15 protein-coding genes are annotated in these 23,830 nt (G+C 38.2%); 5 read left to right on the top strand and 10 right to left on the bottom strand.

What is annotated here, in order from left to right:
* Positions 1-30 precede the first annotated feature (30 nt).
* From ACFSR8_RS09520 to ACFSR8_RS09530, 3 genes are read left to right on the top strand one after another with little or no spacing between them, the layout of a single operon-like run.
* Entirely contained in the window at positions 31-7,026 is a 6,996-nt protein-coding gene (locus ACFSR8_RS09520) for a non-ribosomal peptide synthetase (protein WP_380291398.1), read from the top strand.
* A gap of 38 nt (positions 7,027-7,064) precedes the next feature.
* Positions 7,065-8,417, top strand: coding sequence for a nucleotide disphospho-sugar-binding domain-containing protein (locus ACFSR8_RS09525; protein WP_380291400.1), 1,353 nt, complete (start codon positions 7,065-7,067; stop codon positions 8,415-8,417).
* Positions 8,418-8,431: 14 nt separating this feature from the next.
* Complete coding sequence (locus tag ACFSR8_RS09530; RefSeq protein WP_380291402.1) at positions 8,432-9,154, top strand: 4'-phosphopantetheinyl transferase family protein; 723 nt, start codon at positions 8,432-8,434, stop codon at positions 9,152-9,154.
* A 164-nt stretch (positions 9,155-9,318) separates the two neighbouring features.
* Here the strand turns inward: ACFSR8_RS09530 and glgP are convergent, their stop codons facing one another.
* The 4 genes from glgP to nrfH form a co-directional block, all read right to left on the bottom strand.
* Positions 9,319-10,977 (bottom strand): alpha-glucan family phosphorylase, encoded by a 1,659-nt coding sequence (gene glgP / locus ACFSR8_RS09535; protein WP_380291404.1) that lies wholly within the window; start codon positions 10,975-10,977, stop codon positions 9,319-9,321.
* Between the two features lie 73 nt (positions 10,978-11,050).
* Positions 11,051-14,203 carry a cytochrome c biogenesis protein CcsA gene (gene ccsA / locus ACFSR8_RS09540; protein ID WP_380291405.1) on the bottom strand — a complete coding sequence of 1,051 codons (3,153 nt, stop codon included), beginning with the start codon at positions 14,201-14,203 and terminating at the stop codon, positions 11,051-11,053.
* 81 nt (positions 14,204-14,284) lie between these two features.
* On the bottom strand, positions 14,285-15,784 hold the full coding sequence (nrfA, locus tag ACFSR8_RS09545) for an ammonia-forming cytochrome c nitrite reductase (protein WP_380291407.1): 1,500 nt from the start codon (positions 15,782-15,784) through the stop codon (positions 14,285-14,287).
* Between the two features lie 13 nt (positions 15,785-15,797).
* Complete coding sequence (gene nrfH / locus ACFSR8_RS09550; RefSeq protein ID WP_380291409.1) at positions 15,798-16,400, bottom strand: cytochrome c nitrite reductase small subunit; 603 nt, start codon at positions 16,398-16,400, stop codon at positions 15,798-15,800.
* A 389-nt stretch (positions 16,401-16,789) separates the two neighbouring features.
* Here nrfH and ACFSR8_RS09555 point away from each other — a divergent pair, with 389 nt between their 5' ends.
* A complete protein-coding gene (locus ACFSR8_RS09555) occupies positions 16,790-17,020 on the top strand; it encodes a helix-turn-helix domain-containing protein (RefSeq protein WP_380291459.1) in 231 nt (76 codons plus the stop codon).
* Here the strand turns inward: ACFSR8_RS09555 and ACFSR8_RS09560 are convergent.
* Both ACFSR8_RS09560 and mnmE read right to left on the bottom strand, forming a co-directional pair.
* Positions 17,005-17,295: a DUF2188 domain-containing protein gene (locus ACFSR8_RS09560; protein WP_380291411.1), complete on the bottom strand. Its 291-nt coding sequence runs from the start codon at positions 17,293-17,295 to the stop codon at positions 17,005-17,007. The two genes, ACFSR8_RS09555 and ACFSR8_RS09560, sit on opposite strands and share 16 nt — an antisense overlap.
* Positions 17,296-17,313: 18 nt before the next feature.
* Positions 17,314-18,711, bottom strand: a complete 1,398-nt coding sequence (gene mnmE / locus ACFSR8_RS09565) for a tRNA uridine-5-carboxymethylaminomethyl(34) synthesis GTPase MnmE (protein WP_380291413.1) — start codon at positions 18,709-18,711, stop codon at positions 17,314-17,316.
* A gap of 471 nt (positions 18,712-19,182) precedes the next feature.
* On the opposite strand from mnmE, the gene ACFSR8_RS09570 reads away from it, so the two are divergent.
* Entirely contained in the window at positions 19,183-19,554 is a 372-nt protein-coding gene (locus ACFSR8_RS09570; protein ID WP_380291415.1) for a hypothetical protein, read from the top strand.
* On the opposite strand, the gene ACFSR8_RS09575 is transcribed toward ACFSR8_RS09570, so the two are convergent.
* The 4 genes from ACFSR8_RS09575 to ACFSR8_RS09590 form a co-directional block, all read right to left on the bottom strand.
* Complete coding sequence (locus ACFSR8_RS09575) at positions 19,546-20,373, bottom strand: CvfB family protein (RefSeq protein ID WP_380291417.1); 828 nt, start codon at positions 20,371-20,373, stop codon at positions 19,546-19,548. The two genes, ACFSR8_RS09570 and ACFSR8_RS09575, sit on opposite strands and share 9 nt — an antisense overlap.
* 98 nt (positions 20,374-20,471) lie before the next feature.
* Positions 20,472-20,810 carry a DUF2853 family protein gene (locus tag ACFSR8_RS09580; RefSeq protein ID WP_380291419.1) on the bottom strand — a complete coding sequence of 113 codons (339 nt, stop codon included), beginning with the start codon at positions 20,808-20,810 and terminating at the stop codon, positions 20,472-20,474.
* A gap of 88 nt (positions 20,811-20,898) precedes the next feature.
* Positions 20,899-22,659, bottom strand: a complete 1,761-nt coding sequence (gene menD / locus ACFSR8_RS09585; RefSeq protein WP_380291421.1) for a 2-succinyl-5-enolpyruvyl-6-hydroxy-3-cyclohexene-1-carboxylate synthase — start codon at positions 22,657-22,659, stop codon at positions 20,899-20,901.
* Positions 22,660-22,709: 50 nt separating this feature from the next.
* On the bottom strand, positions 22,710-23,828 hold the full coding sequence (locus ACFSR8_RS09590) for a chorismate-binding protein (RefSeq protein WP_380291423.1): 1,119 nt from the start codon (positions 23,826-23,828) through the stop codon (positions 22,710-22,712).
* Between the last annotated feature and the right edge of the window lie 2 nt (positions 23,829-23,830).

Raw genomic sequence — 23,830 nt, forward strand, 5'->3', positions numbered from 1 at the left:
AATTTCTTTTAGAGAATTTCAAAAAAAGTTGTGAAAAAGGACATTAAACCAATGTCTTTACTGGACAAATGGAAAAGTAAAGACAAAAAGCCGTCGGCTTCTAATACCATTGAAAAGGCGCCACCAGATGCCAAAATCCCGCTCTCCCATGGGCAGAAAAGACTGTGGTTCCTACAGCAGATGTATCCTGAAAATGTGTTCTATAATCTATCGGAATACTTCACTTTTGAGGGGAATTTGAATGTAGATGCCCTTAAGCACAGTTTAAAAACTTTTTTTGAAAAGCACCAGGTTTTTAGGTCCTATTATGAGATTGATGAGAATGGAAAACCCATGCTTAAAATTGACGATGCCATCAATTTCAATATTCTTGAGGAAGATTTCAGCAGTCATCCGGAAACTGAAAAGGAATTAAAGACTAAACAATTTATGGATCGGCAGGCGCAACATAGTTTCAGTCTGTTCGCCACACCATTATTTAAGGCTTCATTATTAAAGCTAACTGAAACCAAACACATCCTTCTTTTAACCTTTCATCATATTATTTCGGATCAGTGGTCGATGAATATTTTAAGGGAAGAACTGGCGCAATACTATAACAGATTTAATAAAGGTGAAACGGTACAAATTGAGGCCAATACCATTGATTTTAGCGACTACGCCCTTTGGCAAAATAAGTTTCAAACCTTTGATAAACAGCTTTCTTATTGGAAGAAAAAATTATCCGACAACATTCCGGTTTTAGATTTACCAACCGATTTTAAACGCCCCATAACGCCATCATACCATGGCACCGCACTTACCCTGAATTTTGATGAAAATTTTTCAGGTCGGATTTTAGAACTGGCAAAAAATATGGGCACAACGCCCTTTGTACTTTTTTTATCGGCCTACTATCTCCTGTTGCATAATTTTTCGAAACAGGACGATATTATTGTGGGCACCCCAGTGGCCAACAGAGACCAAAAGCAGTTGGAATCTATTTTTGGGCTGTTTATTGATACGATGGTCTTAAGAACTTCGATTAAAAAAGAGCGCACCGTTTCCCAATTTATTGAAGAAGTAAAAACCGTTTTTTCAGAAGGGCTGGCCAACAAAGATGTACCTTTTGATATGCTGGTCAAGGAAATGCAGATAGAACGTTCCCTTTCCGTCAATCCGTTGTTTCAAACCATGTTTGTGTACATTCCAAAATCTGAATTGCCTTCCTTTGGAAACGATGTAACCCTCACCGAAAATAAAGATTATATTACCGAAGTTTCAAAATTTGATCTCACCCTTTTTATCCATGAGGACCATGGTAAAATAGCATCAACTTTTGAATACGCCACCGATCTTTTTGAAGCAAGCACCATACAAAGATTTCAGGATTTTTTACAGCATACTTTACATTTTATTGTTGAAAACCTTAACGGACGCATTGAAGATATTCCAGCTTTGTCGCAAACGGATGAAAAAGTTTTGCACTTAAATAACTCCCAAAAAGTACATCCTTTTGAAAGTTACAATGCCATCCATCATATTATTGAAGATATTGCTAAAAAGCACCCAAAAAATACAGCAGTTTCTTTTGAAAATCAATCTATTTCATACGATGAATTAAACCATAAATCCACAGTTCTTGCCACAGAACTCCTCAAAACAAACTCCGATGAAAATACCATTGTAGGGCTATGCACCGAACGCTCTTTGGACATGATTATCGGGATGCTTGCCATTTTAAAAGCGGGGCGTGCCTATCTGCCCATTGACCCCGATTATCCCTCCCAGCGCATCGCTTTCATGTTGAAGGACTCAAAAGTGAAACAAGTTATTACGCAAACGCCTCTGTTAAGTTTATTTGAACAATTTGAGGGTACATCCCTATTCATTGACAAAATTGATCTGTACAAAGCGGTTGAAATCCAAACGTTTCCAAAAATGAATGGTGACGCCCTGGCGTATGTAATTTACACTTCAGGAAGTACTGGACAGCCCAAAGGGGTGCCCATTTCCCATAAAAACATTATCAATTCCACTGGCGGCAGGCTAAATTTTTACGACTACAATCCTGAGGCATTTTTGTTGATGTCGTCCATTTCTTTTGACAGCTCCAAAGCTGGTATTTTTTGGACGCTCTGTACTGGAGGCCACTTGGTTCTCACAAAAAAACGCATGGAACAGGACATTGACAAAATTGTGAAAACTATTGAACGGCATAATGTTTCGCATACCTTGATGCTCCCCTCCTTGTACAATGTAATTTTGGAAAATGCTGATACATCAAAATTAAAAACCCTTAACTCAGTGGTCGTGGCGGGTGAGGCCTGTTCCATTTCGCTTTGCGAAAACCATTTTAAAACTTTGCCCGAGGCCAACCTCTATAACGAGTATGGCCCCACGGAAGCATCGGTTTGGTGCATTGCACACAAAATTACATCCGAGGATTTAAAGAAGGAGCAAGTACCGATAGGTGAGCCAGTAGCAAATGCCCAAATACATATTTTGGACGGCGATCTAAAAAAAGTACCCTTTGGCGTTGCCGGCGAGATTTACATTGGAGGTGCCGGGCTTAGCCAAGGTTATATCAATCGGGTAGATTTAACAAACAAAGTTTTCATCCAAAATCCATTCATTCCAGAAGAAAAGCTTTATAAAACTGGAGATTTAGGGAAGTACCGAAATGACGGCACTATTGATTTTCTTGGTCGCGCTGACCAGCAAATCAAAATAAGGGGCTTTAGGGTTGAACTGGACGACATTGAAAACACCATCAACAACAGCGGTTTGGTAAAACAAGCGGAGGTTATAGTAAAACAAGAAACTGGCAAGCCAAAACGCCTAGTAGCCTTTATCGTGCCGGAAGCGGGCTATGATGAAAATTTGTTAAAGCAGTATCTTAAAAATGCCTTACCGGATTATATGATTCCCCATAGTTTTGCCGAAATTGATGAAATTCCCTTGCTACCCAACGGGAAAGTTGACAAAACTAAATTGGGTGCGCTAAACATCGTCGCCAGGGAAAATCCCGAAAACAGTACCGAGGCGCCCAAAAACAATTTGGAACAACAATTATTGGATATTTGGAAATCCATCGTTGGCATTGAAACGTTAGGCACAAATGACAATTTTTTCGAAGTTGGCGGGGACTCGATTTTGAGCATTCAAATCATTGCCATGGCTCGTAAAATGGGGATTGCTATTGCCCCCAACCAATTATTTGAACATCAAACCATTTCTGAACTGGCCATGTTCGTATCACGGGAAGATGACAAGAATCTCAACAAGGAAGATATGGTTATGGGAGACATACCCCTTAGCCCAATTCAACATTGGTTTTTTGACACCCATAAATTGGCTCCTGAGTATTGGAACCAAGGGTTTAAATTCCAGAATTTACCGCAAAATGTAGATGAGGAACGATTACAAGTAATAACCCAAAAGATTATCAAAACTCATGATGCCCTGCGCTTAAGTTTTTACCAAAAGCGCGAACAATGGCAGGCTAAAGTTTTGGCTCCCGAAGCAGTGAAAGCTTTTGAAATAATTGATGTTTCAAGGCCTTCAAACGTAAATATTGATATCGAAATTGAAAAAGGCCTAAAACTAATTCAGGAAAATATTCAGCTTTCGGAAGGTGGGCTGTTTAAATGCATTTTCGTCAAGCACATTGAAAGTTCAAACAATAGTATCATTCTGCTCGCCCATCATTTGGTCATTGATTTCGTGTCGTGGCAAATCATCATAAATGCGTATTCCGAAGCATTTGAAAATGACAATTTGAAATGGTTTGAAAACAAAACCGCTTCCATAAAAACGTGGTCAAATCATTTAAAGGAACAGGCTAATTCTGGTAGTTTTTTAAACGAATTGCCGTATTGGAAAGCCCAAACCAAAACATCAAATATATTCCCTAATTTATCGGAAAACAAACTACCAGTGCACCAAAAGGATGTTAGCAGTATCGACTTCAACATTGAAGAAGGGCTAACACAAAACCTTATGGAACTGGCTAACAAAGCTTTTAATACAAAAACGGATGAGTTACTGCTGACGGCACTGGTTGATACTTTGGCACGTTACTGCAAAACCGACAGCCTCACCTTGGCATTGGAACGTCATGGCCGGGAAGCAACTGACGCCTCCATGGATTTATCAAACACCGTAGGTTGGTTTACATCGTTTTTCCCAAAGCGTTTGGATCTGGATGTGAATGACGACATTGGTTCCAAAATTATGACAATTAAGGAGCAGATGCGAAGAATTCCAAACGGCGGGATGGGTTATGGCATTTTGAAGTTTTTGACTTCCCATTTAAAATCATCCGACTATCCCGAGATTGTTTTCAATTTTTTGGGCAAGCAGAATACTGGAGAAACAGACATAAAATTCATTTCAAAAAACACCATTCATCCGCTTAGCGAAAGATACTATGTTTTGGAAATCAACGCACTAGTTAAAGGTGGGGTTTTAGAAATGGAATGGAATTATGCCGATCAGATCATTGAAAAAGAAACTATCACCAGTTTGATTGCTAATTTTGACAAAAACTTGAAGCAAATTATTGCCTATTGTTTGGATAGCAAAACCAGGTATACACCATCAGACTTCCCGGAAATTGAAGCGACACAGGAAGAACTGGACCATTTGATGAATAACCAAAACGCAAAGCTTCACAACCAAAAGATAAAAACTATATATCCTTTGAACGTGATGCAGCAAGGCATCCTGTTCCACACCTTAACCTCGGAATACGACCAAGGTTTCCTTAATGTACAATGTACGATTGACGGAAAACTAGATACTGAAATTTTCAAAAAAGCTTGGGGGTTAACAGCAAATCGGCATTCCATTTTAAGATCATCGGTACATTGGGACAATCTGAGAAACCCTCTGCTAATTGTTAATGCGTCGACGGAAATCAAATTGGACTCTATCGATTATCTTAATATAGACGAAACTATACATAACGATAAACTCGCTGAACTCAAAAACGACAATAGATCTAAGGGCATAAATTTCAATGAACACCCATTATCCAAAGTACAACTGATTAAAACTAAAACCGATTCGCATATCCTTTTATGGTGTTGCCATCATTTACTATTAGATGGTTGGTCAACCAGCATCATTCTTAAGGACCTTTTCTCAATTTACGACTCAGTTATAAGAAATACTCCGCCGGACCTCCCTGCAATTCCTGGTCATGCTTCCTACTTAAATTGGCAAAAACGCATCCCAATCGCCGATGCCAAGAAGTTTTGGATGCGCACTTTTGAGGGATTCAATTCCCCTTTTCTGTTTAACCCGAACCAATATAGCATTCAAAACCTAGAGGAACAGAGTATTACTTTGTCCAAAGAAGTCTCAAAAACTGCCCACGATTTAGCCAAAGCTTATAAAATTACATTAAACACACTATTTCAGGGGATATGGTCGCTCATCATTTCTAAATTTTCCGGACAGGACGATATTACTTTTGGGAATACGGTTTCAGGACGTTCGGGAGATTTTCCAAATATAAATTTGATGGCTGGAATGTTTACCAACGTGCTACCATTTAGAGCTGTTATGGAGAATAAAAGCGAGACAAGACAATGGTTCCAATCTCTCCAAAAAAATCAATTTGAATCTAGAACGTTCGAATATTTTTCCTTGCCGGAAATTTCAGAATGGACCGAGACCGACCAAACCAGTTTATTTGACAGCCTATTCCTTTTTGAGAATTATCCTTGGGAAGACCTCAATATTGGTAACCTTAGCATCCATAGTTCACAGAGTGGAATTACCAGTACCTATCCTGTCACCATGGCCATTACTACAGGGAAAAAAATCGGGATTTATTTGATGACAACACCACAATTTGTTTCGGTAGATAACTGCGAATGGATGCTTCGTCAATTCGAAAAAATCATTTCCGTTTTAGGTGAAGACGATCCAATTGACTTGGGAAGTCTATTGAACAAAATAGAATCCGCACCAGATGAGAATGAAAGTGTTGTTTTGGAAACACCCCAAGAAACCCACTCTATTGTATCCCCCAAGAATAAAACCGAATTGGCGCTGCTGAAGATATGGGAAGCTTTATTGGCCCAAGAAAATATTGGGACCGCGCATAACTTTTTCCAAATTGGAGGTACATCTCTGATGGCCATAAAAATGTTCACTTTAATAGAAAAACGATTAGGCTTGCGGATACCCCCAATCACCTTGTTAAAGCATCCTACAATCGCCTCCTTAAGTGATCATATATTAAGAAAGGATGAGAGTCAAGAGTGGAAATATGTAGTGCCCATAAAATCCGGAGGCGACAAATCCCCATTGTTTTGCATTCATGGTGGAGGTGGTTTTGTTTTTTTCTTCAACCCCATTGCTCATGGCCTTGAAAAAGACAGGCCCGTTTATGCTATTCAGCCCTCAGGCTCAAACAATTTGCACCAAAGCATCGAAGAAATGGCTCGGGATTATGCCATGGAAATAAAAGACATTCAACCAAAAGGTCCTTACCACTTATTGGTATATTGTTTTAGTCCAGCAGTAGGTATTGAAATCGCCCGAGAGTTTGAGCAGTCCGGCGATACGGTTCATCTAATAGTGATAGACAGTATAATCAAACAAGAGGATTTTACGGACCCAACACGGATAAAAATGCGTGTTTCTGGGTTTTTAAGCCGTTTGGCCAGCAATCCGTTAAATGCGCTCAAATTAATGATTTCAAATAATTACGAGCGCTTTTTGGAATCTTCCGTAATTAAACTATTTGGTTCTCAGACCAAAAAAGATTTAGAAAAGATAAAGCAGAATTTAATTCGTATTTACAAACAGTATAATTGGAGCAACTCTCACAAAGGAAAAACCACGCTTATACTTACCGAAAAACCGGACAAGAATTTGAATCCTACTTATATCAATGCCTGGAAAAGTATCACCACAAATGACGTTGACGTTCTTTATACGGAAGGCCAGCACCATCAATTGTTTGAAGCCCCTTATGCAGGCAAATTAGCGACACAAATTGAAAAGGCCATTAATGATTCTAACGCGTAAGAGTGCTTTAAAAACGTTAAAAATTCAACAACCAAAGTATGGCCCACATTGCACTTATAATAACAGGTTTAACAGGAAGACTGTTTTCAAGCTTTGAAATGGCCACGCGGTTAGAAAAAGAGGGACACAAAATTACATACCTGTGCCCCATGGATGTTAAGGAAAAAGTAGAAAGTATTGGTTTTGATTATGTCCAACTCCCTGAAATCAACTATAATTTTGAGGCTAGAAATCAAAAGAACAAGCCCCAATCCAACTGGATAAAACGTTTAGGAAATCATTTTAGGCAATACTCCACCCATTACACAAAGGGCAAAGAAATTCTTGGGTTGGATGTTTACAATACTATCCTTAATAACCTCAATCCACACCACATAATTATTGATGTAGAATTGCATGATATCATTTTTGCATCTTTAAATTTGGATGCTCAAATTACATTATTTACGGCCTGGTTCAACAATGAAATGAGAGCAGATTTGAAGCTCCCCCCAATCCGAACCTGTACTATCCCAGGAAAAGGGATTAAAGGTAGCTGGCTCGGCATCTTACTATCTTGGACTTTTGTAAAATTAAAAGTTAGAGGAAGGATTATTGTAAACAAATTGAAGTTTAGAGACTACAGGCGATCGGTACTTAAAACTCACGCCTTGAAACAAGGAATGCCTTCTAAAAATATCATTTTAAGCAACTTGCCAGATCTTTTCGCCTATACAAATATCCCAACGATTTCTATGACGTTAGCCGAAATGGATTTCCCACACGACCCACCAAATCATTTCAAATATATTGGCCCGATGGTCTATGAACAAAGGGAAATGAAGTTTGATAAGAATGTGGCAAAAATGATTGAAAATGTTGTCAAAATAAAATCAGAATCAGAAAAAAAACTGATTTACTTTTCAGCGAGTAGCTTTATTAATCCAGAAATGGACTATATCAACAGAGTTATTAAAGCAGTAAAGGACAGAAGAGATTGGTTAATGATAGTAAGCCTGGGAGGAAAATTGAATCCCAGTGAATTTGAATCCGTGGTTACTGACAACGTATATATTCTCAGCTGGGTACCTCAACTGCAAGTTTTAAATCAAGCTGATTGTTGCATCACCCATTGTGGAGTAAATAGTTTGAATGAGTGCATTTATTTTGGAGTACCAATGTTGGCCTACTCAGGGAAATACTTTGAACAAAGCGGCAATGCGGCAAGAATTCATTTTCATAAGTTGGGTATTATGGGCGATAAGGATAAGGATAGCCCCAAGATAATTGAAAAGAATTTGGAAAGGGTTTTGGACGATCTTACTTTTAAAAATAATGCCGATCGATTTAAGGAAATTTGTAAAGTTTATGAACAAAAAAGACTATCCTCAATCCTTAACCTAAAATCCTAAAATCTTGCATTCAAATGATTTTACCCATGCCAAACAACTTCAAAATTTCTGACGGAAACTGTCATGTTTGGATGGTGAATTTTAATGAAATGAAATCGAATATTTCTTTTTTTTCGAATCATTTATCGGATGATGAAAAACTGAGAGCCTCAAAATTCCACTTTAAAAAGGATGAGGAACGCTTTATTGTATTCAGAGGCGTTTTGCGTTTCATTTCGGGAAAATATTTAAACTTAAAGCCCGAAGCAGTTACTTTTAAATATGGCGAATTTGGAAAACCGGAATTTGCACTGAAGGCGGACCTTAAATTTAATATCTCACATTCCAAAGATATGGCCGTGATGGGTTTTGTAAATAATTTTGATATTGGCATTGATATTGAATTTATGAAGTCGGATTTCCATGTGATGGATATTGCCGATAATTACTTTTCAAAACATGAAATCCAAATGCTTCGCGAATTTCCTGAAAATTTACAAACCGAAGGATTTTATAGATGTTGGACCAGAAAAGAGGCCTTTATTAAAGCTAAATCTAAGGGGCTGTCATTTCCTTTGGATGCTTTTTCGATCTCTATCGATTCCGCCAATGAAGCCGAATTATATGAAACCTTATGGGACGCCAATGAAAAAGACTTATGGCACATCTCCCCTTTTGAAACCGCGAAGAACTATAAGGCCGCTTTGGCGATAAAGGGCAACATTGAAAACATTGATTATTTTGACTTTAAACTGTAATAAAAAGAGTTGTCTAAAAAAGCTTATGCTTTGTCAATCTGAATTTATTTCAGATTCTACTTTGACTGAAAGGTCGATGTATAAGATTCTGAATCAAGTTCAGAATGACAGGTCTTCACTCATTTTCAGACAACTCCCCCTATTTTAATGTAAGTTTCTTTATTTTAAAACAATTTCTTATAATAATCGTCAGCCATCCTTTGGGTTGTAAACTCTGGAATAACATCATCCATGGCTGTAAACACAATGTCCTGCCACTTCTCTGGATTATCATAGTAGGTAGGAATCACTTTTTGCTCTAAAATTTCATACAGATTATTCGTGTCCATTTTATCTTGATCCCAAATTGGTAAATTGTGATCTAAAGTCGGTAATACAAAACAATTATCGCCGTCCTTTACAAATTCAGGAATCCATCCATCGTTTGTCGATACATTTACCGAGCCGTTCATGGCTGCGGTCATCCCACTGGTTCCAGAGGCTTCACGCGTGATCCTTGGCGTATTCAACCAAACGTCAGACCCGCATTTAAGCTTTCTCGACAATTCTATTTCATACCCTACCAAAACAGCTAAGTTGCGCTCCATTTTAGAATGGTACACCAAATGATTAAATACGCTAATCGCATCATAATCAAATGGGTAAGGCTTGCCTGCCCAAATAATTTGTACAGGGTATTTTTCGTTGTGAATCAATCTTTTAAATCGCTCGAAATCATGTAATAACAAATCTGCTCTTTTATAGGCTGCAAAGCGCCTGGCCCAAACAAAAGTCAATACATTAGGGTTGAATGTCTTTCCTGTTTGATGATATACCTCTTGGCATAGTTCACTCTTCAGTTCAAACTTTCGGAATTTATAGCCACCTGCATCCCTATGCTCCCAAGCATTTTTTATGCTTTCATCCTGCCAAAATTTTTGATTTTGCGCATTGGTAATGGGAATGATTTCACTGGTTCCGTAATAATCCTTCCACATATCATTGGCAACAACTGCATGAAGTTTCGAAACCGCGTTGGCCTTTTTTGCCATTCTTAGAGCTGAAACCGTATAGTTTATCATGCCACCATTTACCATTTCTCGCTGTAGTTCTTCATCGGAAAGGGTACGTCCAAAAAAGCCACATCGATTTAAGTGACGTGCCTCCCGCTCTTCATTTCCCGCTTTTTCCGGTGTATGGGTGGTAAACACCATTTGATCTTTAGTTACGCCCCTATCTCTCAAATAATAAAAGGCTGGCAACGCATGCCCTTCATTTAAATGATAAGTCTCAGATCCACCTAAAGCTTCAACTACTTTAGCACCACCGATACCCAAAACAATACTTTGGGATACTCGTGTTACTGGGTTTCTATCGTATAAATGATTTGTAATCGTTCTTGACAAATGATCGTTGCCGTCCACATCCGTTGTTAAAAAATACATAGGGACTGTGCCGAAAATTTCAGGTTTTAAAACATAAGCCCTTACTTTTACATGCGGATTGTCGTGTAACTTCACTTCAACCTCAATTCCTGTATCTTCTAAAAATTCAAAATGTTTCTCGTTAAATTCGGTACGTAAACTATGGTCATCATTTCTGGCTTGGTCGTAATACCCATACTTCCAAAGCATCCCAATTCCAATCATATTCTGCTTCAATTCATAACCAGAGCGCATATGAGAACCAGCCAAAAAGCCTAACCCACCGGAATAGATATTGAAAGCCTGATCGATTCCAAATTCCATACTGAAATAAGCCACGCGTTTTTTATAGTCATCTGCTGGCTCGTAAGGATGATACCATTTACTATATATATGTTCTGTCATTGTTAATTGTTCCATTTAATTCCTCTTTAAAGTTGATTAATGTAATATAAGATACTAGAAGTGAATTATCTAGATGAAAAAGACGAAATTATATTGAACTTTTAAACGGTTTATCAACAGTACGATCCTTTCTGTAATAGGCCGTTATTGAAACAATTATAACCACTGCCACCAAAACATATATAAAAGTAGGGATTGGCAAAGGATCACCAGCCGCATAACTATGCAATCCCGAAAGGTAATAGTTTACCCCAAAAGATGTCATAATAATAGAACCGAAAGCAAACACACTAGCCGTATTCAAAATATAACTACTTTTTAGACCGGGAATGAGCCGAAGATGTAACACAATAGCATAGACGATTATACTTATCAAAGCCCAAGTTTCTTTGGGGTCCCAAGCCCAATAGCGCCCCCAGGATTCATTGGCCCAAATGCCTCCTAAAAAGGTTCCAATCGCCAATACAAAAAGACCTATGGTCATTGAAATTTCGTTGATATAAGTCAGTTCCTTTATCCTGATTTCTATTTCCTGTTTTGATTTTTCGGTTTTGAAAATCATCAGCAAAAGCGCCATAAAACCTAAAACAGCTGAAAGTGCCAAAGGGGCATAACTGCTTACAATGGTGGCCACATGAATTTTTAACCAAAAGGATTTTAATACAGGCATTAAATTGGTAATTTCAGGGCTGAGCCAATCCAAATAACTAACGAATAGCAAAGCTCCTGAAAACAAAGTGGATAAAGGCAGTGCAAAGTCTGATTTTCTAAATGTTAGAAAGCCACAAAGCAATAATACCCAAGAGACAAATACGAGCATTTCATAACCATTGCTCCATGGCGCATGTCCTGAGACGTACCACCTTAAAATAATATTTCCACCAAATATTATGAAACCCACCAATGTGATAAGTATGATAGAGTTCCAGAAAAATTCTATGATGCTATTTTTAGTGAAAATTTTAGCTATGGCCAATATCAAAAGTATTGCCCCTAAGGTTAAAAATACTTGAAACAGCCAAAAATTCAAGTTAAGTTGATTGTACCATAACTCTGCCTCAATCCGCTTTCTACTTGGAATAATGTCCTTACCCAAAACATCCTGAAACGTTTTAATATAACTCAATTTTTCACTAGCCTCAACCCAGTTACGCTCATTTATATCCTTAAAAAACGTAGGGATGATTTGCTTTGCAAATTTGCCATCTTCAATAGGGAAATCCTCAAAATGATGGGTTTGGCTGTGCCATTTGTTATTCTCATCATTGCCATTTGGAAATACCTTTAAATAATTCCCAGCGAAGACGTTATAAAGAATATTAAAACGCTCATCAACCTTTAAAACTTCCTTGTCAAATTCACTGCGCTCAGCTGGCTTCTTTTGATTGGCCTTTTCAACAGCTTCGTCTAAAATGTATTGACCATTATTGCCCAATAAATCGGTAAACGACACTAAACCATCTTCACTGATTTTAAGCCCCTCAAAAAGTTCGCCTCCCTTCTTTTTATCCATTTTTATCAGCGGTACATATTGCCAGATATTGGAGGCTGACTGCATTGCTAAAAAGGCTTGATTGGCACTCAATTTGACTACTTCCCCATTTTCTGTAAATTTGAAATAGGGTTTTCTGGAAAGCTTCCTCAAAAACTCCGAAGCCAAGGTGTTCATTGGCTTAACCCGCCCGTCTAAATCCTGAACCATAAGCCTTCCAAATAAATCGGCGTGTTGTGCATCCACTTCCAATTGTTTAACAAGCTCAAGGTTGATTTCTGGTGTTTTGCTTTGAGAAAAAGCTACATTGAAAATGGAAAATAGCACAATAATCAGCGTAGCATTTTTTTGTTTCAAATGCTTCAAATTTTTATTGACCAAAGTGAATCGGGAAGATTTTCCAAAGAGGGTGAAAAACATACCAATCATCATCAAAAAATAACCAATGTAAGTGATATTGGTACCCAAGGCATCATGGTTAACGGCTAAAACCGTACCCTTTTCATCGGTATCATAACTGGCCTGAAAAAAGCGAAATCCCTTGTAATCCAATACATTATTCATAAAAATACGGTGATCGATTTCTGTACCATTATCTATAACTTTTACCTCACTGGCATAAGATGATGGACTTGTGGACCCCGGATAACGCTCCAATTGAAAATCATTTAAATGAATAGAAAATGGAGTTGTGATAGGTTCTGCTCCATAGGAAAGTGACACTTTTATATCATCAAAATCAACAGGATGTTGGGTGGGCAAAAAGCCTTCTCGATATAGCAGTGTACTTTGTTTGTTATCCTCCCCTACTAGAACATTTACGATCAAGGCATCATCCTTCTGCTCGTCATTATCCTTAGGCGTTTCAGACCCACTTACCAAAGTAATTTTTCCTTTTGGATGATAGGACATTGGCACAAAAGAAGCATCGCCATCGCGATACAAAGTTCTTAAATTCATCGGTTGTACACTGTCCCTTTTTAATGTGGAAGCCGTTTCCGTGGCCATCAGAAAAGTGCTTAAATCTCTTGGTGACAGGATACTGAATTCGCCATTTTCTTCAATAATATTGATGACATCCTTATTATCAACATGGAATCCTATTTTATGTTGATGCTCCCCAATGGACTCAATCTCGCCTTTTTCTAAAAATACAGTCTCTCTGCCATTTCCGGCCGAAACTACCATTTGGAGCAATGGTTTTCCATCCTCGGCATCATCCTGAATTTCTGGAATGGCATCTGCTACAAATTCCTCGTAAGAAATGGTGATTGGTATCCAATTGAAATCGCTTTTAATATTAAAATCATTATCACTTACAGGTGAAAAATCGATCCGCTTTTTAATCGTTTTTACCGCTTCACCTTTGGAAATATGAACATGCAAATAATTATTATCGGAAATAATAACGTTTGAAGCACTCCCCTCTCGGATGCGCATTATCCCGCCGTAGGACACATATCGAGTAATTCCTGCACCCATTAAAATGATGATGAAAGCCAAGTGAAATAACAACAATGCCCACTTTTCCAATCGCCAGAGTTTGTACTTGTAAATACTCATAATGAAGCAGACCCCCAATCCCAACATCACCAATTCGAACCACCAGCTATCATAAATGAGTTTCCAAGCCGTAGCCGTCCCATAGTCGTTTTCAACAAAAGTGGCTATGGCCATTGAGACTGCAAAAACAAATAGAAAAACTACTGCCAAAATCGGAGAAGCTAAAAGACGATAGAATTTATTCACTTTAGATGATATGAAGTATGAAACAAAAGATACCTTACTAAAAGTTCAATAAGGTATCTTTATGTTGAATGTATTATAATACTATTTTGCTACTGAAGACAGGGTGTTTATAGGCATTTTGTCTTCTCTTGCTTTCGCTTCCTCAAGCCATTTTGGCAATAGGTTATTTTTGAATTCCTCTTTCTCTTTGTTAAGTTTTTCCATGTCCAAACCAATATATTCCTGAGCCTTATCCTTTGTCGAAATATCAGGCATTTCAATGGGTTGGTTGTGCCCTAAATCCGCTAACAAACGTGCTAATTTAACGCGTGCTTCCTGAGCGATAACCAGTCCGCTTCCCAGTATCCTGCCAACCTCAACAGGCGAATGGAAAGAAGCGCCATGGGCCGCCGCCGCATAATCCCAACGCCATTGACCATGGCGGATATCTGTTAAAATCGGTTTCATTTGTTCTTCCGAGGCCCCCAACTCCCAGCACTTTTTAGCTTCTAAATGTGCCTTCACCAAAAGGCCCTCCAGCTTCAATCTGTTCTCAGTTGCTTTGCGCTGTCTTTCATAAACATTGGCAATCAACTTATTGGATTCTTGTCTATGGCACACTTGACATGCATTGGAGGTGTTGTTTAAAGGCGATTGGATATGGTGGTCCGTGAATTTTTGTCCGCCCTCACTTTTGTAAGGCATGTGGCAGTCTGCACAGGACACCCCTCTATCCGCATGTACTCCTGTTGTGAACGTTTCGTACCCTGGATGCTGGGCCTTCAGCATAGGTGCTTTACTCAATTTATGTGTCCAATCCGCAAATTCCATATCGTCATAGTATTTTTCCATGTCCTCAACGGTCGTACCGTTTTTCCATGGGAACACTAAATATGGCGTACCTTCTTTTCCTGGTAATTTTTTATTGAAATAGTATTCCACGTGACACTGGGCACATACTAAGGAACGCATTTCGTTATGCGTGGCCTGATTGATGTCTTTTCCCATTGACTCAAATGCCTCGACTAAAGCAGGTCTGGAAATTTGAAGTTTCATAGTTTTTGGATTATGACAGTCGGCACAACCAATGGGATTGACTACCTCCTCACCTTTATCAGCCCATTTTCCGCTGTAGAACTCGGTAATACCTTTTTCATTCATTAATCGTGGTACATCGGGACTCTTACAAGTCCAGCATGTGGCAGGCATTGGCCCGTCACCCTTTCCTTTTGGCCCACCAGTCCTCAAAGTATTATGGATATCTTCAACGGCATAGGCATGCCCCCTACCTTGGTTATAATCTTTGGAGAAGCCGTATCCCGCAAACAAGATGACCAAATTTGGGTCTTCCTCCAAAACGTCCCTCATATGAGACCCACCTTGGAATGATGCAAAAGAGGTATCCGAAGTTTGTAAAAAAGACTGGTATTCCTGCGGAAAATTTTCACCCCAAACTGCATTTCTTGGTTCGTTTTCTGCAATGCTGACCTTTGGCGTGTACTTATATTTGGCTTCCGACTTTCTATTTACAATACTTGAAGCCAGCAGTCCCAGTAGAAAGACCACGATAAGGGTAACGATAAATAATACTTTGTTTTTCATTCGGTTTGCGTTTTTAGTCTTCTTGTTCTATCTGTTCTTGCATCCATTTAGGAATAACGAGTTCTTGTTGATCGGTGGGCAGTGGCGCCACATTATATTTAATAGTACTCAAGCCATGTACAGTGCCATGGGGCACGTTGACATGGCAACTCCAACACTGACGACCGGTTCTATTCTCCCTATGGTCGTCAATATAACTATCATATTTGGTCTGGGTAACTTGTTGCACATGGCAACGGATACAATTGTTTTGCACCACTTCCTGCGATGCTTCCTTCATTTCGATGACATCAGGCTCCATGCGAGCCGTAAATACTGAAGCATGGTACAAGCCGTCCTTAGCCTTAAAATAATACTTGTTGAAAACATTGTTATGAGGCACATGGCAGTCATTACAATTGGCATATTCCCGATGCGAACTATGCATCCAGCTATTGTACATTGGGGTCATGACATGACAATTGACACAGGCCTGAGGATTGTCTGACATATAGGAAATCACTCTGGATTCCTTCGCCATAAATAGACCTAAACCAATAACAACAGCCATAAAGAATATGGCTGTTTTACGCCACCGGGTAGTCGTTGGCGGCAGTATTTTTTCTTTTACTTTCAATTTAGTTTGGCTAGTGTTTAGATTTAACCAATTAGTTTGTTATTCCAAACTTTTGTCAAAAATAAAAGTCGATATATTCAGAAAATATGATAAATATCAGGTAAAAAAGATTTTTTTATCCTAATTTGATTTTTTATTAAAAAATGTTGACATGTTTAAATATAATTTTGTTTCCACTTCCAAATGGCAATTTTTGCCATTCAATCCACCTTTATTTTGGGGTGTGCTTCAGCTAAAAATTTTTCAATTTGTTAAAAGGCGGTCAAAGCAATACAAAATATCAAAAATCACGAAATTACATTCTTGAAAATCTGGACAAAAAGTTAACATTATAACACTTGGCCGATCTTACATATATGTTAACCCAATCATTCTGCAGATAGCTCAAAATACATACGGGACATTCCTTTGTAACCTTTCTTAACAAAACTAGAATTGAAAGTGCTTGCCACTATTTATTGACCTCCAATTTAAGCATTAAGGATATTGCCTATTCCTGTGGTTTTGACAGTATCAGTCATTTTAATCGGACGTTTAAGCGGTTAAAGGACAAAAGTCCATCTCGATTTAGGAAAATCAAACCTCAAGAATCAAGTTCGCCTACCTATTGCTCTTTATAACTAATCCTTTCACGTATGCCACCGCTAGCGCGATGGATTATCACATCCGAGTCATAGCGTTTTGCCAAGGTTTTGGCTTTTCGAATTGCCGTACTTTGCTTTCTGTGTTTTGAAGTAATTCGCTTGTTACCTTCCCTTCTAACGGCCCACCCTTCTTCATAAGGCACTACATGTTGGTGCCATGTGCGTTTGCGGGTACCACCATAACCTAAAGCCTTAATTACAGCTTCAACTAGTTCTTGGATGATGTTCAATATTTTATTTTGTTTCGACATTGAAGATGTTTTATAGAATTACTTCCCGATGCAGAAGTTAGCAAAAATATTCCCCAATAAATCATCATTGGTAATCTCACCTGTAATCTCCCCAAAATGATACAAGGCCTGACGGATATCGATAGCCAATAAATCCCCAGATAAACCAGTTTCCAATCCATGTTGCACCTTTTGGATTTCTTCAACAGCTTTCAAAAGAGCATCGTAATGGCGGGAATTTGTTACTATGGTATCATTATTCCGCAGAGCACCTGTATTTACAAAATTGGTCAAAGTAATCTTTAAATCTTCTACTCCCTTCTTGGTCTTGGCCGCAATAAGTTTGATATCGTCAATACTGACTTTAAGTACGTTCAGTTCTTTTTCGGAAATAGCATCGATTTTGTTGGCTATGACAACCAAAGGCTTTTGAGGATGTTTATTCTTTATTTTTTCAATTTCGACCGCAATACTTTCTACAGAAGATTTTTGGGCGAAAATAGATTCGGCATCAAAAAGATAAATCACTACCTGCGCTTGCTCAATCTTTTCAAAGGTCTTTTTTATTCCAATGCTTTCCACAACGTCTTTAGTGTTCCGAATACCTGCCGTATCAATAAACCGGAAACCTATGCCTCCGATAGTGATTTCATCTTCAATCGTATCGCGTGTGGTTCCTGCAATATCTGAAACGATGGCCCTTTCTTCATTCAATAAAGCATTCAACAATGTAGATTTACCCACATTTGGCTCCCCTACTATGGCCACGGGAATACCGTTTTTAATCACATTACCAACCGCGAAAGAATCTATTAATCGCTTTAAAACAAATATGATGCGCTCAATTAAATCCTTAAATTGGGTTCTATTTGCAAACTCCACATCTTCCTCAGCAAAATCCAGTTCCAATTCAATTAAAGAAGCAAAATTCAAAAGTTCTTCACGAAGTTTTGCTATCTCAGAAGAAAAACCACCTCGCATTTGTTGCATGGCGATTTGATGCGAAGCTTCATTATCACTTGCAATTAAATCTGCCACAGCTTCTGCTTGACTTAAATCCAACTTTCCATTTAAAAATGCTCGCAAGGTAAACTCTCCAGCATTAGCCATACGGCAGCCACTCCTTAAAAATAACTGAATGATTTCCTGTTGTATATAGTTTGACCCATGGCAGGATATTTCGACCACATCTTCACCTGTGTAAGAGTTTGGATTTTTAAACACAGATACTAAGACTTCATCCAGCGTTTTGCCTTCATCTATAATATGACCTAAATGAATAGTATGCGTTTTTTGCTTGCCCAACAATTTACCCGAAACCGATTTAAATTGTTTTTCAGCCAATTTTATAGCATCCTTTCCTGATAAACGGATTACTGCAATGGCTCCAGCACCAGATGGAGTGGCCAATGCGACTATAGTGTCGTTTATTATCATACGGCAAAAATAAGAATTTAGAACGCTAGGAAAACATGTGCTTCAAAACAATACTTTTCAGTCAGACCTATTCACTTGCTTATTATCCTATTCATAGAGATTGGTATATTAAGACTAAAAAGTCTAGTAAATCAATTCGCTATATCAATACTATTTTTAGACGTTCAAAATCTTAAACAATTTTGATTCGCTGTTCATTTGGAAAAATGCAATTCCATTTTTTTGTTTGCAGGGCCCCACAAAAAGCTGACATACAATGAATTAATTTGTTTTTTTAAATAACTATTTTATATTTGACTGCTATTAATTCAATGACTCTCTCAATTCCTGTGACTTACATGTTTTTTATGTGTCTGAATAAGAGACATCTAAATAGTTTTAAGTATAGTTTAACAGTTTAAAACTACGGGGGTAACGTTTTAACTTATGACAATTATTGATTCTGACTTCGCTGGCCAAATTTTAAAATTTGTGCAAAATAGATGGTCCAACATCTTCTTTTTAAAACAAGTGGCAATTATTGAAATTAACGAAGGTATCCTTTTGAATATGGAGAACCTTGATATTATTCGAAAAGAACTCGTTTCTTATTATGGAAATGCTAAGCCTTTTGGAATTATTATGAATCGGGTGAATCCATATGAAGTGGACAATGCCGGTGTCTTCTTATTGAAAGAAAAGACAGGAAATCTAGTAGCATCTGCTACGATACACCATACTTTGGAGAGCAATTCTAAGGGTGATTTTAACTGTACTGGACATTTGGTCTTCAACAATCTGTTCGATGCCCTAAACCAGATCCATCACAATGTTACCGTATGCGAGGAACTTTACTTAAACTAAGTAAATTCCATCTCCTTTAATTTCTATTTGACGCTGTTTGTATAAACTTCCAACGGCCTTTTTAAAGCTCTTTTTGCTCATCTGAAGGACATTTTTAATATCCTCTGGGCTAGATTTATCGGTCAGATTTAAAAAACCGCTATTGTCCTCAAGCTCCTTAAGAATGCGCTGGGCGTTTGGCTCAATATTTCTATAGCCAACTTTTTCTAATGAAATGTCCAACTTATTCCCAGGCCTTATTTTTTTAACGACCCCTTTTAGCTTGTCTCCCACACTAATGTCCTTAAAAATATTGTCCTTGTAAACGAGACCTAAATGCTTTTTGTTAACTATAACATTCCAACCAATGTCAGAAAGGTGAGAGGCTATCAAATCTACTTCTTCAAATTGCTCAACCGTCAATTCCTTATTATCCAAAAACCGATTGGTTTTGCTTGAAGCCACCAGTCGGTCTGTTTTTTCATCGAGATAACAGTGCACCAAATACCAGCCTCCGGGTTTCATTTTAAATGCCTGTTCCTTGAACGGGCAAAACAATTCCTTCACTAATCCCCAATCTAAAAAAGCGCCAAAATTAGTTACTTGATTACATCGCAACAAAGCAAATTCTCCCTTTTTGATGTGGGGCATATCCGTAGAAGCCACAAGACGTTCTTCATTGTCCAGATATACAAATACATCAATTTTATCCCAGATTTTGAACTCTGCAGGCACGTAGCGATTCGGCAGTAATACCTCCTCATCGTTGTCATCAATCAAATAGATGCCATGATCAGTTTCACGAAGTATTTCCAAAGTATTTATTTCCCCTAATTTCATAGGTTGCAAAGGTATGATTTTAGCAATACGCCCTGCAAAAATGAGCATAAAAAAAGCGTTGCTATGGCAACGCTTTCAAAATATACTAAAACTGTCTATTAATAAACGGACTCTTTTCCAAAGTGCTTAGTTAACAAGTAATATACCACTGCTCTGTATTTGTTGCGATTAGATTGACCATATTGATCCATCACCTTGACAATCGCACCATCTAAATCATCACCATCGCTCAATCCTAATTTTCCTTTAAGGAAGTTATTCTTAACAGTTTCCAACTCAGATGAATCCGACCCTGAAACAGTAGATGCATCGGCATTATAAATTGATGGCCCACAGCCAATGGTTACTTTGGTCAATAAATCCATATCGGCACTTACACCACATTTCTCTTTTAAATCTGCAGCGTATTTTGCAATAAGCTCGTCACGTTTACTCATGATAAAAGTATTTTTTAAGGTTAATAATTATGATCTTTAAAGATAACTATTTTTTAGACACAGGGATTCTCGGCCGGTCACATTAACGCTATTTTATGAAATCAAAATAATTCAAAAGCACCCCGTCATTTATGTTCTTCGGCGTGAATATCTCCAACAGTTTTGGCTGTTCAGAAGCTTCATAAAATGAATTCAATTGCCCCTCCAGTTCCGAAACATTTGAAGCATATCCATATTCAAAATTATACATGTTGCACAAATGTTTGGCATCCAAACCATGGGTAGTTTCAAAATAAGTATCGAAATTCTCGGTGTTTTTATGCCCGGGCAGAATCCTGAAAATCCCGCCGCCCTGATTATTTATTAGGATAATCCTGAAATTCCTTGGAATATGATTGTTCCAAAGGGCATTACTGTCGTAAAAGAAACTCAAGTCACCAGTAATAAAGGTAGTTTGTTTTTCGCTGGCAACGGCGCAACCAATTGCAGTTGAAGTACTCCCATCAATACCACTTGTTCCTCGATTGCAATATACTTCCAAGGTTTTATTCAAACTGAACAATTGCGTATAGCGAATGGCCGAACTATTTCCTACTTGTAAAACAGTATTGCTGGGTATAGCTTCCAGAACATTGTTAAAAACCGTGAAATCGCAAAACGGAATTTCATTTAAATACTGTTCGTGCTTTTTTAGGCGGTGGTGTCTTACTTTTTTCCAAGTTGCTTTATAGTCGCTTTTTTTATAATGGGTAATTTTGGGCAAAAACGACTCAAAAAACAATTGTGGTGTTGTTTCAATGTGTTTGGACAAACTGAAAAATGTATCGTTAGCCTTCTTTTCATCGATATGCCAATGTTCTTTCGGCCTGTATTTTCGCAATAGTGCTTTTATTTTTTTTGAAACAATCAAACCTCCAAAAGTCAATAAGATATCCGGTTGCAATGCCTTTTGCTCTTCTTCTGAAAGTGGTGCGATAATTTGGTCAATACTCGGAAAAAAGCCCTTGTGGTGCAAATTTGAAGTGGTCTCGGTAAATACAATGACACTTTCATCCTTCGAAATTTCCTCGAGCCATTGCCTATCGATAGTATTGGGATCATTAGTCCCAACCAAAATCATCTTTTTTGATGCTGCCATCCATTCCTCAAAGCAATCTCGGAGCATGTGGTCATCAACAGCATTGTCAGGTTTAGCAATTTCAACAACTTCTGGAGAAACCGAAAGTGCATCCACTGTTTCATAAAGGGGTTCGTCAAATGGAATATTCACATGAACGGGCCCTTGCTTTAATTTAGCAAAATTGACAGCCTTGTTTAGCTCAATTTCATTGTGTTCTTGAATATCCTTTTGCAACCCCAAAAAACGCTCAAACCTGTTTTCCAAGTTTTTCATGATAGGCAAATCCTCGTGTACTGGTACGTTTTTCTCATCCTTTATGTCCAGTTTCAAATTAGCCGAATACATTATGTGATTTTCAAAAACGTTTCTTTGATTAATAGTCTGTCCGTCTCCAATCCCAATTAAGTGCTTAGGTCTGTCTGCCGATAAAACCATCAAAGGAATATCGCTGTAATACGCTTCGGCCACGGCCGGATAATAGTTGAGCAACGCACTACCCGAAGTACAGACCACAGCTATTGGTTCTTTTATGTGTTGAGCAATCCCCAAAGCGAAAAAAGCGGCACAGCGCTCGTCCACAATACTATAGCACTTAAAGAAAGGATCATTAGTAAAACCAATAGTCAGCGGTGCGTTTCGGCTACCGGGAGAAATAACTATGTTCTTTATGTTTTTGGCTTTGCACAGGGCAACTACAGTCTGGGCAAGAGGGATTTTTGGGTATGTCATTTAACTCTTAAAATCTAATTGTAAAAATAAGAAATAGCCCATAAAAAACCTTACTTAAGGACCTTTTTCATTACAAGGGATTTTGAAACCGTTTCGGCCCATTCCTTTTCAGGATTAGAACTTTCGGTGATGCCACCACCAACGTAAATCATGGCTTTACCACCCTGTATTTGCATACATCGAAGATTTACATACAATTGTGTGGATGTCTTATTAAAGGTATAGGCACGGTTTTCAACATTTCGCCTTCCGGTTCGCGGTCTTGAAGTGGTTTCAAAATTAAGCTCGCCCAAAAAACCGGTATAAAACTCGCGATTGTAATTTTCTTGGTCTAAAATGAATTGTCTGGCATTCTCTTTAGGCACACCACAAACTGCCGGTGTGGGATGCAAGCTTTTTAACAGCCTCTTAAAATTCAAATCCTCCGGATTTAAAACACCTTTAACCAAGGTGTTTAAATGTAATAAATTGCCGGCTTTGACAGTCTCAGTTTCGGATACTTTTATGTTTTGAATATAAGGTTCAATGTTTTCCAAAATAAAATCGGTAACAAATTGTTGCTCCTCCAATTCCTTGGCTTTCCAAGTGACATCGGTTGTACCTTCAAAACTTTGGGTTCCAGCCAAGGACATCATTGAGAATTGTCGTCCTTCAATTTTAAGTAAGGTTTCAGGAGTTGCTCCAAGCCAAAGCCCCACTTTTGGATGATGCCATAGATAAACAAAGGCAGAAGCATAGCTTGTCAATAAATTTTTAAAAATCAAAAATGGGTTGGCCGCCTCTAAGTTAACCTCTTCTTTTCTTGAAAGCACCACTTTTTTGAGTGCCCCCCTTTCAATAGCCTTCAATCCTTTTTTTACGAGTTCTAAATGAAATTCCCATTCCTGAGTACTAATATTAGATTCAAAAGAAAACTGTGTGTTCCCTGAAACATTTACATAGTTTGAAATGGAAATAACTTCTGAAGTATTCAAAGGCAAAATAACAGCGTCTTTGGCTTCATCAAATGGTGAAAACACAAAACCTCGTTCTTCAAATGTTTCAACTCTATGAAGCACATCATCATTCTGAAGTATGGCTTTTACTTCAGTTCGGTTGGGTTTTCTATAAGCAACAAAGGGCAAGCCTGATTCAAATTGTTGCTTCAAACGGTTAAAAAAATCTTGCAATT

Source organism: Hyunsoonleella rubra (assembly GCF_042684665.1).
GTDB lineage: Bacteria > Bacteroidota > Bacteroidia > Flavobacteriales > Flavobacteriaceae > Jejuia > Jejuia rubra.